The organism is Microbacterium sp. EG9, assembly GCF_059759475.1.
In genome coordinates, this window is sequence record NZ_CM186217.1 from 1,163,470 (window position 1) to 1,177,989 (window position 14,520).

Genomic DNA, 14,520 nt, shown 5'->3' on the forward strand with positions numbered 1-14,520 from the left:
AGCGGGGAAGCCTCAGCGCACGTCGGGCAGGGCGTGCGCGAGCGCCCGGAGCACCTCGGAGGTGCCGGCGTCGATCTTGACGCTCGCGTGCACGTCGCCGCGCGTCTGCCCGCGATTGACGATCACGACGGGGAGCCGCCGGCGCCGGGCGCGCTCCAGCAGGCGGATGCCGGAGTTGACGACGAGTGACGACCCGGCGACGACGAGCGCCTCGCTGGTCTGGACCAGCTGCTCGGCCTCCGAGAACTTCACGAGCGGGATGTACTCGCCGAAGAAGACGACGTCGGGCTTGAGCATGCCCCCGCAGACGCTGCAGTCGGGGACGACGAAGCCATCGCTCGTGGACGGCAGCACGTCGCCGTCGGGCCCCAGCTCGACCGCGTCGGGAACCGTGATCCACGGGTTGTCCGCCTCGACCCGCGCCGCGAGGTCGCGGCGGTCGAACACCTGACCGCAGTGGGTGCACAGCACGCGTCGCATCGTCCCGTGCAACTCGACGACCCGGCGGCTGCCGGCGCGCACGTGCAGGCCGTCGACGTTCTGCGTGATGACGCCGTTCGCGACGCCGCGCTCCTCCAGATCGGCGAGGGCGCGGTGGCCGGCATTGGGCTGTGCGGCGGCGAATGCGCGCCACCCGAGGTGGCTGCCCACCCAGTACCGGCGTCGCGACGCGTCGCTCGAGAGGAACTGCTGAGCGGTCATGGGGGTGCGCGTGGGAGCCCCCTTGCCGCGGTAGTCGGGGATGCCCGAATCGGTGGAGACCCCGGCGCCGGTGAGCACGGCGATGCGACGGCCGGCCAGCGCGTCCACGGCGCGGCGGACCGCCGCGGTGGTCTCGGGGTCGAGCTCGGGAGCAGCCCCGGACGTGCGATCGAGAACCGTCGACATGGCGTCCTCCCTCCCTCAGACCTACCCCGAGCCTACGCGCCCCGCTTTTCGCGGAGGTTACAGCGGGGTGGGGGAGTGCGCGCGGGCGCGGTCGGGCGTGACAGCATGGGCGGATGCCTGTCGTTCGTATCGACGACCCCGCCGATGACCGTCTCGCCGACTACCGCGACCTCACGGACGTCGCACTGCGTCGTGTGCTGGAGCCGGCCGGAGGGCTCTACATCGCCGAGTCGGCGAAGGTGATCGCGCGCGCCGTCGCCGCGGGACATCGTCCGCGGTCTGTCCTCGTGCAGCAGAAGTGGCTCGATGAGGCGCTGCCGCTCGCCGGCGACGCCCCCGTGTACCTGGTCGACGACGACGTGGCGGAGCGGCTGACCGGGTACACGGTGCACCGCGGTGCGCTCGCGGCGATGCACCGGCCCGCGCTGCCGAGCGTGGCCGAGGTGGTCGCCGGCGCGCGCCTCGTGCTGGTGCTGGAGGACATCGTCGATCACACCAACGTCGGCGCCGCGTTCCGCGCGGCGGCGGGGCTCGGCGCGGATGCCGTGCTGGTGACGCCGCGCTGCGCGGATCCGCTCTATCGGCGCAGCGTCCGGGTGAGCATGGGCACGGTGTTCCAGGTGCCGTGGACGCGGCTTCCGGACGAGGCGGACGGCGGGTGGACCGCCGGGCGCGCCCTCCTGCACGACGCCGGACTGCACCTCGCAGCTCTCGCGCTCGCCGACGACGCGGTCGGGCTCGACGCGTTCGTCGCCGCCCGGCCGCCGCAGGTCGCGCTGCTCATGGGCGCCGAAGGAGACGGCCTGTCGCGGCGTGCGCTCGCCGCGGCCGACACCGTCGTCACGATCCCGATGGCCGGCGGCGTCGACTCGCTCAATGTCGCATCCGCCGCCGCCGTCGCTCTGTGGGCGCTGCGGTAGAGCGGCGGCGAGCGGCCGCTCGGATCAGACCTGCTCGCCCGGTGCCGCCGTGCGGTCGCGCCCGGGGGCTTCGACGGTCACCGGCAGGGGCTCGGGGCGCTTGGCGGTGATGTTGTCGCCCGACGACTGGTGGCGCAGGCGCCGCAGCACCCACGGCACGAAGTGCGTGCGCGCCCAGACGAGGTCGTTCGTCCGGGCGGCGCGCCAGGTCAGACGCGGCAGCGGGTCGGGCTGCATGGGCTGCAGGTCGTTGGGCACGTTGAGGGCGCGCAGCACCATCCGGGCGATCTCGTGGTGGCCGAGCGCGTTGTAGTGCAGGCGGTCGTCGTCGAAGAAGCGCATGTCCTGCACCTCTTTGAGCGCCCACTGGTCGGCGACGATGCAGTCGTAGCGGTCGGCGATCGCGCGGATGTTCTCGTTGTAGATCGCCACTCGTCCGCGGATGCCGCGGAACACCGGTGTGAACTCCGTGTCGACCCCCGTGAAGACGACGAGCGTCGCGCCCTGCGAGCTCAGGCGCGCCACGGCGTCCTCGAACTGCTGCGCCACGGCATCCGGATCGCCGCCCGGGCGGATCACGTCGTTGCCGCCCGCGGAGAACGTGATCAGGTCGGGGCTGAGGGCGAGCGCCGGCTCGACCTGGTCGGCGATGATCTGGGCGATCAGCTTGCCCCGCACCGCGAGGTTCGCGTACGCGAAATCGTCGACCTGCGCGGCGAGGACCTCTGCGACCCGGTCGGCCCAGCCGCGGTGGCCGTCGACCGTGCCCGGGATGGGGTCGCCGATGCCCTCGGTGAACGAGTCGCCGATCGACACCATCCGGCGCCACGGGTGCGCGCTCTCGTTGGGGACGTACGGTGAGCGGTGGTCGTCGGGGGTGGGCTCGTTCCTGCGCATGACTCTCCTGACTCGTGGTCTTCTCCGAGGCTACCGGGGTCGGAGGTCACTGCCGAGGGCGGGCGTGGGGGAGGCGTCGTTTAGGGTGGTCAGTCGTGGACGGGACGGACGAGCGAGGACAGGAGCACTTCGGCAGCTTTGCCGCAGAGCACCTTTCGCCCGCCTTCCCCCAGCGTGCCCCGTGGGGGACGGCCCAGAACCTGCGCGCCTGGCAGGCCGAGGCCCTCGAGGCCTATTTCGCCCAGGACGGCCCCGACGGCGTGGGCGGCGGCCCGCGCGACTTCCTCGCCGCCGCGACGCCCGGCGCCGGAAAGACGACCTTCGCCCTGCGCCTGGCGAGCGAGCTGCTGCGCCGCGGGATCGTGAACCGCCTGGTCGTCGTCGCGCCCACCGAGCACTTGAAGACGCAGTGGGCGGATGCCGCGGCCCGCGTCGGCATCCGTCTCGATCCCCGCTTCACCAACCGCCAGAGCGCCCCGGCGCGCCACTACCACGGCGTGGCGGTGACCTACGCGCAGGTCGCCGTCAAGGCGTCGGTGCACCAGCGGCTGACGATGGATGCCCGCACCCTCGTGATCCTCGACGAGGTGCATCACGGCGGCGACGCGCTGAGCTGGGGCGACGCGCTTCGTGAGGCGTACGGGCGCGCCACGCGCCGGCTCCTGCTGTCGGGCACCCCCTTCCGCAGTGACACGGCTCCCATCCCGTTCGTGGAGTATCACCCGAACGAGAAGGGCATCCGCCTCTCCCGCACGGACTACAACTACGGCTACGGGCGGGCGCTCGCCGACGGCGTGGTGCGCCCGGTGCTCTTCCACGTCTACGCGGGGCAGATGAAGTGGCGGACGAAGGCGGGCGACGAGTACGAGGCTCACCTCGGTCAGGACAACACGAAGGACATCAACGCGCAGGCCTGGCGGACGGCGCTCAACCCCGAGGGCGAGTGGATCTCCGCCGTCCTGCGCTCCGCCGATCGGCGACTCACCGAGGTGCGACAGGACGTGCCGGATGCCGGGGGTCTGGTCATCGCGACCGATCAGACGGCGGCGCGCGCCTATGCGGCGATCCTCCGCGACATCACGGGAGAGCCGACGACCGTGGTGCTGTCCGACGACAAGGCGGCGTCGGGCCGGATCGAGACCTTCGCGACCTCGACGTCGCGGTGGATGGTGGCCGTCCGCATGGTGTCGGAAGGCGTCGACGTTCCGCGGCTCGCCGTCGGCGTCTATGCGACGAGCGCCTCGACACCGCTCTTCTTCGCCCAGGCGATCGGTCGTTTCGTCCGCGCCCGCCGGCGGGGTGAAGCGGCATCCGTGTTCTTGCCGAACGTGCCGCCGCTGCTCGCCCTGGCGAACGAGATGGAGCGGGAGCGCGACCACGCCCTCGACCGCGAGGAATCGGACGACGACGGTCTCGAGGACACCCTGCTCGAGGAGGCCGAACGAGAGGACAAGGCCTCGGACGCGCTGATCGAGGAGGGCAGCTATCAGGCCCTCGGCTCGGTGGCGCACTTCGACCGGGTGCTCTACGACGGCAAGGAGTTCGGGCAGCTCGCGGTACCGGGCACCCTCGAGGAGGAGGAGTTCCTGGGCCTTCCGGGCCTGCTCGAACCCGAGCACGTCCACGAGCTGCTGATGCAGCGGCAGTCCCGCCAGAGTCGTCACCGTCGCGCCCGTGAGGCGAAGGAGGGCGCGGTCGCCACCGACAGCACGGATGCGGGCGAGGCGTCCCTTCCGCCCGCCCTCCACCGCACGCTGCGCGAACAGCGCCAGCTGCTGAACAGTCTCGTCGGCCTCTACGCCCGCCAGAGCGGCGAGCCGCACGGCGCCGTGCACGCCGAGCTGCGACGGGTGTGCGGGGGACCGGAGGTGGCCCGTGCCACCGTCGCGCAGCTGCAGGCCCGCATCGAGGTCCTCCGCGCCCGCGTCCGGTCCTGACATCGCACCACGCCGACACCGGCGCGCGTACACTCGCGCCCATGCGCCGCGGCTACGACTTCACGTCGCGATGGGTGGTCCCGGCATCCGTCGAGCGGTGCTGGGCGCTGTGCGAGCAGAGTCTCGTCTCGGGCGAGGTGCCGTGGTGGCCGTCCGTGCGGATCGTGCCCGGGGCGCGCGCTCCCGCCGTCGGAGACGTGCGGCATCTGGAGGTGCGCAGTCCCTGGGGCTACCGTCTGCGGGTCGCCCTGACGGTCACGGAGGTGCGACCCCCGCACCTGCTCGCCGCGACCAGCACGGGCGATCTGGTCGGCATCGGGCGGCTCGCCATCGCGGCGCGGCCGGGATCGCCCGCAGACGGCGCCGCGCTCACCTGGATCTGGCGGGTCGAGCTCACGCGGCGATGGATGCGCCTCGCCGCTCCCGTGCTGCGCCCCGCGTTCGTCGCCGCGCACCGTCTGGTCATGCGCCGCGGTGAGCGGGGGCTGAGGGCTGCGCTCGCCGGTGCTTCGGAGATCCGAAATCCTGACAATACCGGCGTGAGCGGTCGGCGCCGCCGCCGTCGACGGTACCGTGAAGCCCCGTGAGCCCGACCCCGAAACCCACGCAGAGAGACCGGCGCCGCTGGGCGCGCTATCTCGCCGACGAGCGTGCCGAGGCGCAGGTCTATCGCGCCTTGGCCGCACGGCGCGAGGGGGAGGAGCGTGAGATCCTGCTCGCGCTCGCCGAGGCGGAAGGACGACACGAGGCGCACTGGCTCGAGCTGCTGGGCGGGGAGCCCGTCCGCCTTCCCGCACCCGGGTTCGGCTCGCGCGTGCTCGGGTGGATGGCCCGCCGGTTCGGGTCGATCTTCGTGCTCGCCCTCGCCCAGAACGCGGAGGGACGATCGCCCTACGACAGCGAGCCGTTCGCCACCGCGCGGATGGTCGCCGACGAGAAGATCCACCGCGAGGTGGTCCGTGGGCTCGCGGCTCGCGGGCGACGCCGGCTGTCCGGCACCTTCCGCGCCGCCGTCTTCGGCGCCAACGACGGACTCGTCTCGAACCTCGCCCTCGTGATGGGCATCGGGGCGACCGGCGTCGGCGCGCAGTTCGTGCTGTTCAGCGGGATCGCGGGACTTCTCGCGGGCGCGCTGTCGATGGGCGCCGGCGAGTACGTCTCGGTGCGCTCGCAACGCGAGCTGCTCGACGCGACCGAGCCCAGCGGATACGCCGATCACGTGCTCCCCGATCTGGACCTCGACGCCAACGAGCTCGCTCTCGTCTATCGCACCCGCGGCATGGACGAGCAGGAGGCGCACGATCTCGCGCGCCGCGTCGTCGAGACGGCGCACGCCGCGGACCGCGGCGAGCCCTACCGTCTGCCGCGGGCCGCCGGTGCCGACCACGAGGTCGTGGGCAGTGCGCTCGGCGCGGCCGGGTCGAGCTTCCTCTTCTTCGCGTCCGGTGCGATCATCCCCGTGCTGCCGTGGATCTTCGGGTTGAGCGGCCTGCCCGCGGTCGCCGTCGCGCTGCTGCTGGTCGGCACGGCGCTCACCGCGACGGGCGCGATGGTCGGGCTGCTGTCGGGCGCGCCGCCTCTGCGTCGCGGGCTCCGCCAGCTCGCGATCGGGTTCGGAGCGGCCGCCGTGACCTACCTGCTCGGTCTGCTGTTCGGCGTGTCGGCGGGCTGAGCGCGACCTCGATTCCACGTCTGGCGTCGGATCTGGTACTGTCGATCTTCGGTTGCGAAACCGAAAACCACCTGCGCGGGTGGCGGAATAGGTAGACGCGCTAGCTTGAGGTGCTAGTGCCCGTATAGGGCGTGGGGGTTCAAGTCCCCCCTCGCGCACAGAGAGAAGAAGGTCCCGTCAGGGGCCTTTTTCTTTTGCCCCTGTGGATGCCGGGGCGAGGTCCCGTGTCGTCGTGTGTCACCGCGCGGAGGCCCCCTCCTGATCGCAGTACCGTGGTGAGCATGTCCGCATCCGAGCTGCCTGAGACCGAGCTGCCCGAGGTCGTCGCCGTCGCGCGCGATCTGATCCGCTTCGACACCACCAACTTCGGCGAGGGGCGCTCGCACGGCGAACGCGAGGCCGCGGAGTACGTCGGGGCCTACCTCGAAGGTCTCGGACTCCGCCCGGAGTACTACGAGCCCATCCCGCGCCGCACCAACCTCAGCGTGCGGGTGCCGGGACGCAATCGCGACAAGCCCGCCCTCGTCCTGCACGGCCACCTCGACGTGGTCCCGGCCGTCGCCGACGACTGGAGCGTCGACCCGTTCGGCGGCGTGATCAGGGACGGGATGCTGTGGGGGCGCGGTGCCGTCGACATGAAGGACATGGACGCGATGATCCTCACCTCTGTCGCCGAGCTCCTGAGAGCGGGGGAGCAGCCGGAGCGCGACCTGATCCTCACGTTCTTCGCCGACGAGGAGAACGGCGGGGTGGAGGGCTCGCAGCTGGTCGTGCGAGATCGGCCGCACTGGTTCGACGGCGCCACGGAGGCCATCAGCGAGGTCGGCGGCTACTCGATCCCGGTGGGCGAGCAGCGCGCCTATCTGCTGCAGGTGGGGGAGAAGGCCCTCGTGTGGCTCCGGCTGCGCGCTCGCGGCACCGCCGGCCACGGCAGCCGCTTCCACCCGGACAACGCCGTGACGCGGCTGTCCGAGGCCGTCGCCGCCCTCGGGCGGTCGGTCTGGCCGCTCGAGCTCACCGCCACCACGCGCCAGACCGTCGACGGCCTCGCGGCCCTGTGCGGCGTCGACCCCGCCGATCCGGATGCCGTGGCGGACGCGACCGGCGCGGCATCCGGTTTCCTGCGTTCCACCTTCCGCACGACGACCAATCCCACGGGGCTCGTCGCGGGGTACAAGCACAACGTCATCCCGGATGCCGCGGTCGCCACGATCGACGTGCGCACGCTCCCGGGCCAGGAGGAGCGCGTGCTCGCGGAGATCCAGCGCATCGTGGGCGACGACATCGAGGTCGAGATCTCGCATCGCGACATCGGGCTCGAGGTGCCCTTCCGCGGAGAGCTCGTGGAGGCGATGGTCGGGGCGCTCGAGCGGCACGATCCGGGGGTTCCGGTGCTGCCCTACCTGATGGGCGGCGGCACCGACAACAAGGCTCTCGCCGAGCTCGGCATCGCCGGATACGGGTTCGCGCCGCTGCGGCTTCCCACGGATCTCGATTTCACCGGTATGTTCCACGGTGTGGACGAACGCGTCCCCATCGACGCGTTGGTCTTCGGGCAGCGCGTGCTCACCGATCTGATCCGCACGTACTGAAAGGGCCCCCATGCACCTGTTCGAGGCGATCATCCTGGGCCTGGTCCAGGGACTCACCGAGTTCCTCCCCGTCTCCTCCAGTGCCCACCTGCGCATCATGGGCGAGTTCCTCCCGTCCGCCGAAGACCCCGGCGCGACCTTCACCGCCATCACCCAGATCGGCACCGAGCTCGCGGTGCTCGTCTACTTCTGGGGCAAGATCGTGCGGATCATCTCCCAGTGGGCGAAGTCGCTGACCGGCCGCGTGCCGCGCAACGACCCTGACGCCCGCATGGGGTGGATCGTCATCATCGGCACGATCCCGATCGGCATCGCCGGGTACCTGTTCCAGGAGTCCATCCGCAACACGTTCCGCAACCTCTGGCTGGTCGCGATCGTGCTCATCGTCTTCGGTCTCCTGCTCGGCGCCGCCGACGCGTTGGGGCGCCGCACCCGCACCGAGAAGGACCTGACCTACGGGCACGGCCTCGCTCTGGGCCTGGCGCAGATGCTCGCCCTCGTCCCGGGTGTCTCGCGCTCCGGTGCGACGACGACGATGGGCCTGGCCCTGGGCTACACCCGTCCGGCCGCGGCGGAGGTCGCGTTCCTGCTCGCGGTGCCGGCCGTGTTCGGCAGCGGCCTCTACGAGCTGGTGCAGGCCATCAAGGACCCGGGCGACCAGGTGTACAACATGTTCGAGACGGGCGTCGCCACGGTCGTCGCGTTCGGCGTGGGCCTCGCGGTGATCGCGTTCCTGATGCGCTACCTCAAGCGCGGCAGCTTCCTGCCGTTCGTGCTCTACCGCCTGGCGCTCGGACTCGTGCTGATCGTGCTGCTGAGCTTCGGAGTGCTGCAGGCGTACTGATCAGGAGCGGCGGGGGTCGTCGCGACCGGGTTTGCCGGGGCCCTCGCCGCTTCCGCCGCGGCGCAGATAGCGCTCGAACTCCTGCGCGATGGCGTCTCCGGACGCTTCGGGGGAGTCCCAGGTGTCGCGGGTCTGCTCCAGCTGGTGGATGTACTCGGTCATCTCCTCGTCGTCCGCCGCCGCGGCATCGATCGACGCCTCCCAGGCGAGGGCCTCGGCGGGCAGCTCGCCGCGGGCGACCACCGCTCCGGTCAGCGCCATGACGCGATCGAGCAGCGCGAGCGTGGCCTTCGGTGACGGCGTGTGGCCGGCGACGTAGTGCGGGACGCTCGCCCACAGGGCCGCGGTCGGGATGCCGGCCGCCTCGGCGGCCGCGGAGAGGACGGTGAGGATGCCGGCCGGCCCTTCGTACGTCGGCTTCTCCAGTCCCAGCGCGGCGCGCAGCTTCTCGTTGTCGCTTCCCGCGAACACCGAGATCGGGCGGGTGTGGGGCACATCCGACATCATCGAGCCGAGCGCCACGATGCCCGTGATGTCCTCGCTGAGGGCGGCGTCGATCAGCTCGGCCGCGAACGACTGCCAGGCGCGGGCGGGCTCGACACCGGAGAGCACCCACAGCCGTGTGCCCTCGGCGGGATGCAGCGGCCGCCACACGGTCGCGTCGGGCCAGCTGAGGGTCCGCGAACCGTCGGCTTCCACCTTGAGCTGCGGTCGCGTGTACTGGTAGTCGAAGTAGAGCTCCGGGTCGACCGAGAAGACCTCGCGGTAGGCGCCCGACTCGCGGATGTGCGCCGCGGCGGCGGAAGCGGCCTCGCCCGCGTCGTTCCATCCGTCGAAGGCCACGACCAATACGCGTTTTCCGAGTTCGTCCACTCCGCCCCTCTCGCACGGTGAATCGATCCCTCAACGATACGCGTCGCGACCGGCGACGGGGCGGCGCCCGCGCGCGACGCGCGGTGCCGGCGGGACGCCGCGGAGCGCGTCGGTAGCATGGTCCGGTGAGCCCCGCCCTTCCCGTCGCCGTCCTGTGGGACATGGACGGCACCCTCGTCGACACCGAGCCGTATTGGATGGAGGCGGAGACCGCGCTCGTCGAGAGCTTCGGCGGCACCTGGACCCACGAGCAGGCGCTGACGCTGGTGGGGCAGGGCCTCGAGACGTCGGGAGCGATCCTGCAGGAGGCCGGCGTGCGGATGTCGGTCCGCGACATCGTCGACCACCTCACCGCCGAGGTCACCCGGATGCTGGCCGAGCGCGGCAACCCCCTGCGGCCGGGCGCGGCCGACCTGCTGAGCGCTCTGCGGTCGGCCGGGGTGCGGTGCGCCCTCGTGACGATGTCACTGCGGTCGATGGCGGAGCAGGTGGTGGCGCCCTTCGGCGACACCTTCGAGCTGATCGTCGCCGGCGACGACGTCACCCGCCCCAAGCCCTACCCCGACGCCTACCTGCAGGCCTGTCGGGCGCTCGGCGTCGATCCGTCGGAGGTCGTGGCGATCGAGGACTCGCCGACGGGGGTGCGCGCCGCGGTCGGCGCCGGGGTCACCACCATCGGGGTCCCGCTGATGGTCTCGCTGGTCGGTGCCGGCGCCCACACCCTCTGGTCGACGCTCGCCGAGCGCACGCCCGATGACATCGCCGCCGTGTACGCGGCACACCGCACAGGAGATCACACATGACAACGCCCACCCCCCTCGTCGACCTCCGACCGAGCGGGCCGTTCCGGCTGGGCGACCGGGTGCAGCTGACCGGCCCGAAGGGGCGTCTGCACACCGTGACGCTCCGCGAGGGCGGCGAGCTGCACACGCATCACGGCGTCCTGAAGCACGCGCAGCTGATCGGCCAGCCCGACGGATCGGTCGTGACCAACTCGGGCGGTCACGAGTACCTGGCGCTGCGCCCGCTGCTGCGCGACTTCGTCATGTCCATGCCGCGCGGAGCGGCGATCGTCTATCCGAAGGATGCGGCGCAGATCCTCGCCTCGGCCGACATCTTCCCGGGCGCCACCGTCGTGGAGGCGGGCGTCGGCTCGGGCGCGCTGTCGATGTGGCTCCTGCGCACGATCGGATCGGCCGGCCGCCTGGTCTCCTTCGAGCGTCGCGAGGAGTTCGCCGAGGTGGCCCGCGCCAACGTCGAGACCTTCTTCGGCCACGCGCCCGAGGCCTGGGAGGTCGTGGTCGGCGACCTCGTCGCAGAGCTGCCCGGCGCGGTGGACGCGGCATCCGTCGACCGTGTCGTCCTCGACATGCTGGCGCCCTGGGAGTGCATCGACGCGGTCGCCGACGCCCTCACGCCCGGCGGTGTCGTGCTGTGCTACGTGGCCACCGCCACCCAGCTCAGCCGCGTCGCCGAGTACATCCGCGGCACGGGCCTGTTCACCGACCCCGAGGCCACCGAGACGATGGTGCGCGGCTGGCACGTGGAAGGTCTCGCCGTGCGCCCCGACCATCGGATGGTGGCGCACACCGGCTTCCTCATCACGGCGCGCCGTCTGGCTCCCGGAGCGATGCCGCCCGACGTGCGCAAGCGTGCGCTCAAGAAGCCGAGCTATGCCGACGCGGATGTCGAGGCGTGGACCCCCGGTGCGGTCGGCGACCGCGAGATCACCGACAAGAACCTCCGCAAGCGGGTGCGCGAGGCGCAGCGCGCCGCCGACGGGGCGCGACAGGCCACCGCCGGCGCCGACGCGGACACCGGCCCCGACGGCGCGGGGGAGCGGGCCGCGGACGACGTAGACTGATCCGGTGCGCCGGATCCCTGCTGCCCTCGCCGTCGTCGGCCTCTCCGTCCTGACCCTGGTCGGGTGCGCGTCTGCATCCCCATCGGCCGCCGCGTGCGACCGTGGGGCCGACCCGTCCGGCGTGCTCGACACCGTGAGCGTCTCCGGCGCCGAAGGCACCCCCGAGGTGACCCTGAGCGCTCCCGTCTACGTCGATCACACCGTCGCCGTCGACGAGACCGTGGGTTCGGGCCAGCGCGTGACCTCCGACATGCAGGACGTGCAGTTCGCCATCACGATCATGAGCGGCTCGACCGGGCAGAAGATCCTGACCTCCGGCACGCAGGTCACCCCGCTGTCGAAGTGGCGCGAGCAGTACGCCGGCTTCGCGGACATGATGATGTGCGCGACGGAGGGCTCGCGGATCGTCGGGGCCGTGCCGGCCAGTGACCTCTCCGACGCCGCTGCTCAGGGCTGGGGCCTCAGCGGCAGCGATGCGATCGTCGTCGCGATCGACCTCCAGAAGGTGTACCTCGCCGCCGCCGACGGTGTCCCGCAGTACAACGACCGCCGCGGCATGCCGTCGGTCGTGCTCGCGCCCGACGGCACACCCGGCGTCATCATCCCCGACACGGCCCCGCCCACCGATCTCGCGGTCGAGGTGCTGAAGAAGGGCGACGGCCCGGCCGTCGGCGGAACCGACAGCATCCGCATCAACTACACCGGCGTCACGTGGGCCGATCGCAAGGTCTTCGACTCGACGTGGGAGAACGGCGCCTCGGCGGCCGTCACCCTCGACGCGGTGGTGCCCGGCTTCGCTCAGGCGCTCGACGGCCAGACGGTCGGGTCGCAGATCCTCGTCGTGATCCCGCCGGCGCTCGGATACGGCGACACGGCGAGCGGCTCGATCCCCGCAGGATCGACGCTCGTGTTCGTCATCGACATCCTCGGCGTCGACACGCCCGCGACGAGCTGACGACCGCGACCGCGCGGCAGCGCCGCCGGCGCACAGGCGACGCCTAAGATTGTCGGGTGCCCACCGAGACCGTCCGCAGCGCGCCCGAGGAGCGTCTGGTCAACCTCGTCGTCGCCCTCATGGCGACCGAGCAGGGGCTCACGAAAGACACCATCCTCGCCTCCGTCGCGGGCTACCGCGAGCAGAGCAGCGCCGGCGCGTCCAAGGATGCGCTCGAGAAGATGTTCGAGCGCGACAAGGAGAACCTGCGTTCGCTCGGCATCCCGGTCGAGACGATCGGCGACTACGCCGACCCGGACGACCTCCGCGAGGCGCGCTACCGCATCCCGACGGCCGAGTACGAGCTGCCCGCCGACATCGAGTTCACCCCCGCCGAGCTCGCCGTCCTGAACCTCGCCGGCGGCGTGTGGAGCGAGAGCTCCATGTCGGCCGATGCGCGCAGCGGTCTGCGCAAGATCCGCGCGCTCGGCATCGAGGTCGACGCGCCGATCATCGGATACTCGCCGCGCGTCAACCTGCGGGAGGCCTCGTTCGGGCCGCTGCAGAGGGCGATCGAGCAGGGGCGCGTCGTCGAGTTCGCCTACCTCAAGGCCGGCGACGAGACCGCACGGGTGCGCCGCGTGCAGCCGTACGCCCTCGTCGAGTATGAGGCGCGCTGGCACGTGTACGGGTTCGACCTCGCGCAGGACGACGTGCGCACCTTCCTGCTGTCGCGCATCGTGTCGGATGTCGCGATCACCCGCGCCGCCTTCGATCTCGCGCTGCGCGAGGGCGCCGGTGAGCGCGCGCTGGCCGGTCTCGAGGCCCTCGCGGCCCGTCAGCAGGCGCTACTCGAGATCGCTCCGGGCACCGAGGCCGCCCTGCGTCTGACCCGCCGCGCGACGGATGCCGAGCAGGGGATCCGGGTGCCGTACGTGGACGTCCACATCCTCGCCGACGAGCTCGCCTCCTACGGCCCGGAGGTGCGCGTGGTCGAGCCGGCCGCGCTGCGCGATCAGGTCATCGCCCGACTCGAGCGCACGCTCCGGCTGCACGCCGGCCCGGACGCCGCGACCGACGAGGGGGCGGGGTCATGAGCCGTCGTCGCAAGCCGCTGCTGGCGACCGATCGGGCGGCGCTCATCCTGCAGCTCGTGCCCTACCTGATCGGGAAGGGCGAGGTGTCGCTCACCGAGGCCGCCGACGAGTTCGACGTGACCGTCGAGCAGATGCGCGGGATGGTCGAGAAGCTCACCGTGATCGGCCTGCCCGGCGACGGCGGCTTCTGGCAGATGGCCAACGACCTGTTCGACATCGACTGGGACCTCCTGGACGAACAGGACCTCATCGTGATCACGAACACGGTGGGTCTGGAGCGCACCCCGCGGCTGACCGCACCGGAGGCGGCCGCGCTGCTGGCCGGGCTGCGTGTCGCGGCGACCCTGCCCGGCGTCGGCGACAGCGGCGTCGTCCAGGGCCTGCTCGCCAAGCTCGCACGGGGCGCGTCGGGCGTGCCTGCCGATGTCATCGTCGCCCCCGACACGGTGGACGACGTGCGCCTGACGGTCGCGCAGGCTCTCCGCGAACACGTCGCCGTGACCTTCTCGTACCAGGCGCCCGATGCCGCACCCACGACCCGCACGGTCGACCCGGTCAAGGTCCACATCGCGGGTGGCCAGTGGTACCTGCAGGGATGGTGCCATCTGCGCCAGGCGATGCGCACCTTCCATCTCGACCGCGTCTCCGACGTGCGTCTGACCGACATCGCGAGCACCCACGGCGAGGACTCGGTGCCCGCGCTGTTCGAGGGCGCCGCGGGAGACGTCGAGGTCGAGGTCCGCTATCGCGCGTCGGCGGCGCCGTTGCTGGCCGACTACGTCGTGCTGGACGACCCGGCCACGATCGACGCGGAGATCCGGTCGGCCCGCGTCCGGGTGGGCGACGCGCGGAGCCTCAAGCGCGTCGCGACGCGGCTCGGCGGCGACCTCGAGGTCGTCTCCCCGGATGCCGCACGCCGCGCGACCGCCGCGTGGGCCGAAGCGGGGCTCGCCCAGTACCGCTGAACCCATCCGTCGGGGCGGCAGGTAGACTGGCCAGCAA

General features: G+C 71.9%; 14 protein-coding genes and 1 tRNA gene. 12 read left to right on the forward strand and 3 right to left on the reverse strand.

The annotated features are described in order from the left end of the window. Positions 1-12: 12 nt before the first annotated feature. Entirely contained in the window at positions 13-888 is an 876-nt protein-coding gene (locus AC6CQV_RS05415) for a Sir2 family NAD-dependent protein deacetylase (protein WP_191008655.1), read from the reverse strand. Positions 889-1,001: 113 nt separating this feature from the next. On the opposite strand from AC6CQV_RS05415, the gene AC6CQV_RS05420 reads away from it, so the two are divergent. Further along, positions 1,002-1,808 (forward strand): TrmH family RNA methyltransferase, encoded by an 807-nt coding sequence (locus tag AC6CQV_RS05420; protein ID WP_498260476.1) that lies wholly within the window; start codon positions 1,002-1,004, stop codon positions 1,806-1,808. A gap of 24 nt (positions 1,809-1,832) precedes the next feature. Here the strand turns inward: AC6CQV_RS05420 and AC6CQV_RS05425 are convergent, their stop codons facing one another. Beyond that, positions 1,833-2,705: an SGNH/GDSL hydrolase family protein gene (locus AC6CQV_RS05425; protein WP_061781732.1), complete on the reverse strand. Its 873-nt coding sequence runs from the start codon at positions 2,703-2,705 to the stop codon at positions 1,833-1,835. Positions 2,706-2,800: 95 nt separating this feature from the next. On the opposite strand from AC6CQV_RS05425, the gene AC6CQV_RS05430 reads away from it, so the two are divergent. The 6 genes from AC6CQV_RS05430 (at position 2,801) to AC6CQV_RS05455 (ending at position 8,750) form a co-directional block, all read left to right on the forward strand. Further along, positions 2,801-4,642 carry a DEAD/DEAH box helicase gene (locus tag AC6CQV_RS05430; RefSeq protein ID WP_060958659.1) on the forward strand — a complete coding sequence of 614 codons (1,842 nt, stop codon included), beginning with the start codon at positions 2,801-2,803 and terminating at the stop codon, positions 4,640-4,642. Between the two features lie 41 nt (positions 4,643-4,683). Then, a complete protein-coding gene (locus AC6CQV_RS05435) occupies positions 4,684-5,229 on the forward strand; it encodes an SRPBCC family protein (RefSeq protein WP_191008653.1) in 546 nt (181 codons plus the stop codon). Next, positions 5,226-6,314: a VIT1/CCC1 transporter family protein gene (locus AC6CQV_RS05440; RefSeq protein ID WP_060958657.1), complete on the forward strand. Its 1,089-nt coding sequence runs from the start codon at positions 5,226-5,228 to the stop codon at positions 6,312-6,314. The genes AC6CQV_RS05435 and AC6CQV_RS05440 overlap by 4 nt, the downstream gene beginning before the upstream one ends. A gap of 73 nt (positions 6,315-6,387) precedes the next feature. After that, a tRNA-Leu gene (locus AC6CQV_RS05445) sits at positions 6,388-6,472 on the forward strand. 123 nt (positions 6,473-6,595) lie between these two features. Beyond that, entirely contained in the window at positions 6,596-7,906 is a 1,311-nt protein-coding gene (locus AC6CQV_RS05450) for a M20/M25/M40 family metallo-hydrolase (protein ID WP_174524647.1), read from the forward strand. A 10-nt stretch (positions 7,907-7,916) separates the two neighbouring features. Further along, positions 7,917-8,750, forward strand: coding sequence for an undecaprenyl-diphosphate phosphatase (locus tag AC6CQV_RS05455; RefSeq protein WP_101306429.1), 834 nt, complete (start codon positions 7,917-7,919; stop codon positions 8,748-8,750). Here AC6CQV_RS05455 and AC6CQV_RS05460 read toward each other — a convergent pair whose 3' ends face one another. Next, on the reverse strand, positions 8,751-9,623 hold the full coding sequence (locus tag AC6CQV_RS05460; protein WP_498260477.1) for a PAC2 family protein: 873 nt from the start codon (positions 9,621-9,623) through the stop codon (positions 8,751-8,753). 125 nt (positions 9,624-9,748) lie between these two features. On the opposite strand from AC6CQV_RS05460, the gene AC6CQV_RS05465 reads away from it, so the two are divergent. The 5 genes from AC6CQV_RS05465 to AC6CQV_RS05485 are packed head-to-tail and all read left to right on the forward strand — an operon-like array spanning position 9,749 to position 14,483. After that, the gene (locus AC6CQV_RS05465; RefSeq protein ID WP_498260478.1) at positions 9,749-10,426 is read left to right on the forward strand and encodes an HAD family hydrolase; all 678 of its coding nucleotides are present in this window, start codon (positions 9,749-9,751) and stop codon (positions 10,424-10,426) included. Continuing rightward, entirely contained in the window at positions 10,423-11,487 is a 1,065-nt protein-coding gene (locus AC6CQV_RS05470) for a tRNA (adenine-N1)-methyltransferase (protein ID WP_060958654.1), read from the forward strand. Before AC6CQV_RS05465 ends, AC6CQV_RS05470 begins: the two co-directional genes overlap by 4 nt. Before the next feature lie 4 nt (positions 11,488-11,491). Continuing rightward, positions 11,492-12,442: an FKBP-type peptidyl-prolyl cis-trans isomerase gene (locus tag AC6CQV_RS05475; protein ID WP_492490646.1), complete on the forward strand. Its 951-nt coding sequence runs from the start codon at positions 11,492-11,494 to the stop codon at positions 12,440-12,442. A gap of 56 nt (positions 12,443-12,498) precedes the next feature. Further along, entirely contained in the window at positions 12,499-13,518 is a 1,020-nt protein-coding gene (locus AC6CQV_RS05480; protein WP_498260479.1) for a helix-turn-helix transcriptional regulator, read from the forward strand. Continuing rightward, positions 13,515-14,483 carry a helix-turn-helix transcriptional regulator gene (locus AC6CQV_RS05485; RefSeq protein WP_498260480.1) on the forward strand — a complete coding sequence of 323 codons (969 nt, stop codon included), beginning with the start codon at positions 13,515-13,517 and terminating at the stop codon, positions 14,481-14,483. Before AC6CQV_RS05480 ends, AC6CQV_RS05485 begins: the two co-directional genes overlap by 4 nt. Positions 14,484-14,520: the final 37 nt, after the last annotated feature.

What these genes read in the sequence shown, in the direction of transcription:
- AC6CQV_RS05415 (WP_191008655.1), bottom strand. Translation starts at nt 888, where the DNA reads ATGTCGACGGTTCTCGATCGCACGTCCGGGGCTGCTCCCGAGCTCGAC.
- AC6CQV_RS05420 (WP_498260476.1), top strand. Translation starts at nt 1,002, where the DNA reads ATGCCTGTCGTTCGTATCGACGACCCCGCCGATGACCGTCTCGCCGAC.
- AC6CQV_RS05425 (WP_061781732.1), bottom strand. Translation starts at nt 2,705, where the DNA reads ATGCGCAGGAACGAGCCCACCCCCGACGACCACCGCTCACCGTACGTC.
- AC6CQV_RS05435 (WP_191008653.1), top strand. Translation starts at nt 4,684, where the DNA reads ATGCGCCGCGGCTACGACTTCACGTCGCGATGGGTGGTCCCGGCATCC.
- AC6CQV_RS05450 (WP_174524647.1), top strand. Translation starts at nt 6,596, where the DNA reads ATGTCCGCATCCGAGCTGCCTGAGACCGAGCTGCCCGAGGTCGTCGCC.
- AC6CQV_RS05455 (WP_101306429.1), top strand. Translation starts at nt 7,917, where the DNA reads ATGCACCTGTTCGAGGCGATCATCCTGGGCCTGGTCCAGGGACTCACC.
- AC6CQV_RS05470 (WP_060958654.1), top strand. Translation starts at nt 10,423, where the DNA reads ATGACAACGCCCACCCCCCTCGTCGACCTCCGACCGAGCGGGCCGTTC.
- AC6CQV_RS05485 (WP_498260480.1), top strand. Translation starts at nt 13,515, where the DNA reads ATGAGCCGTCGTCGCAAGCCGCTGCTGGCGACCGATCGGGCGGCGCTC.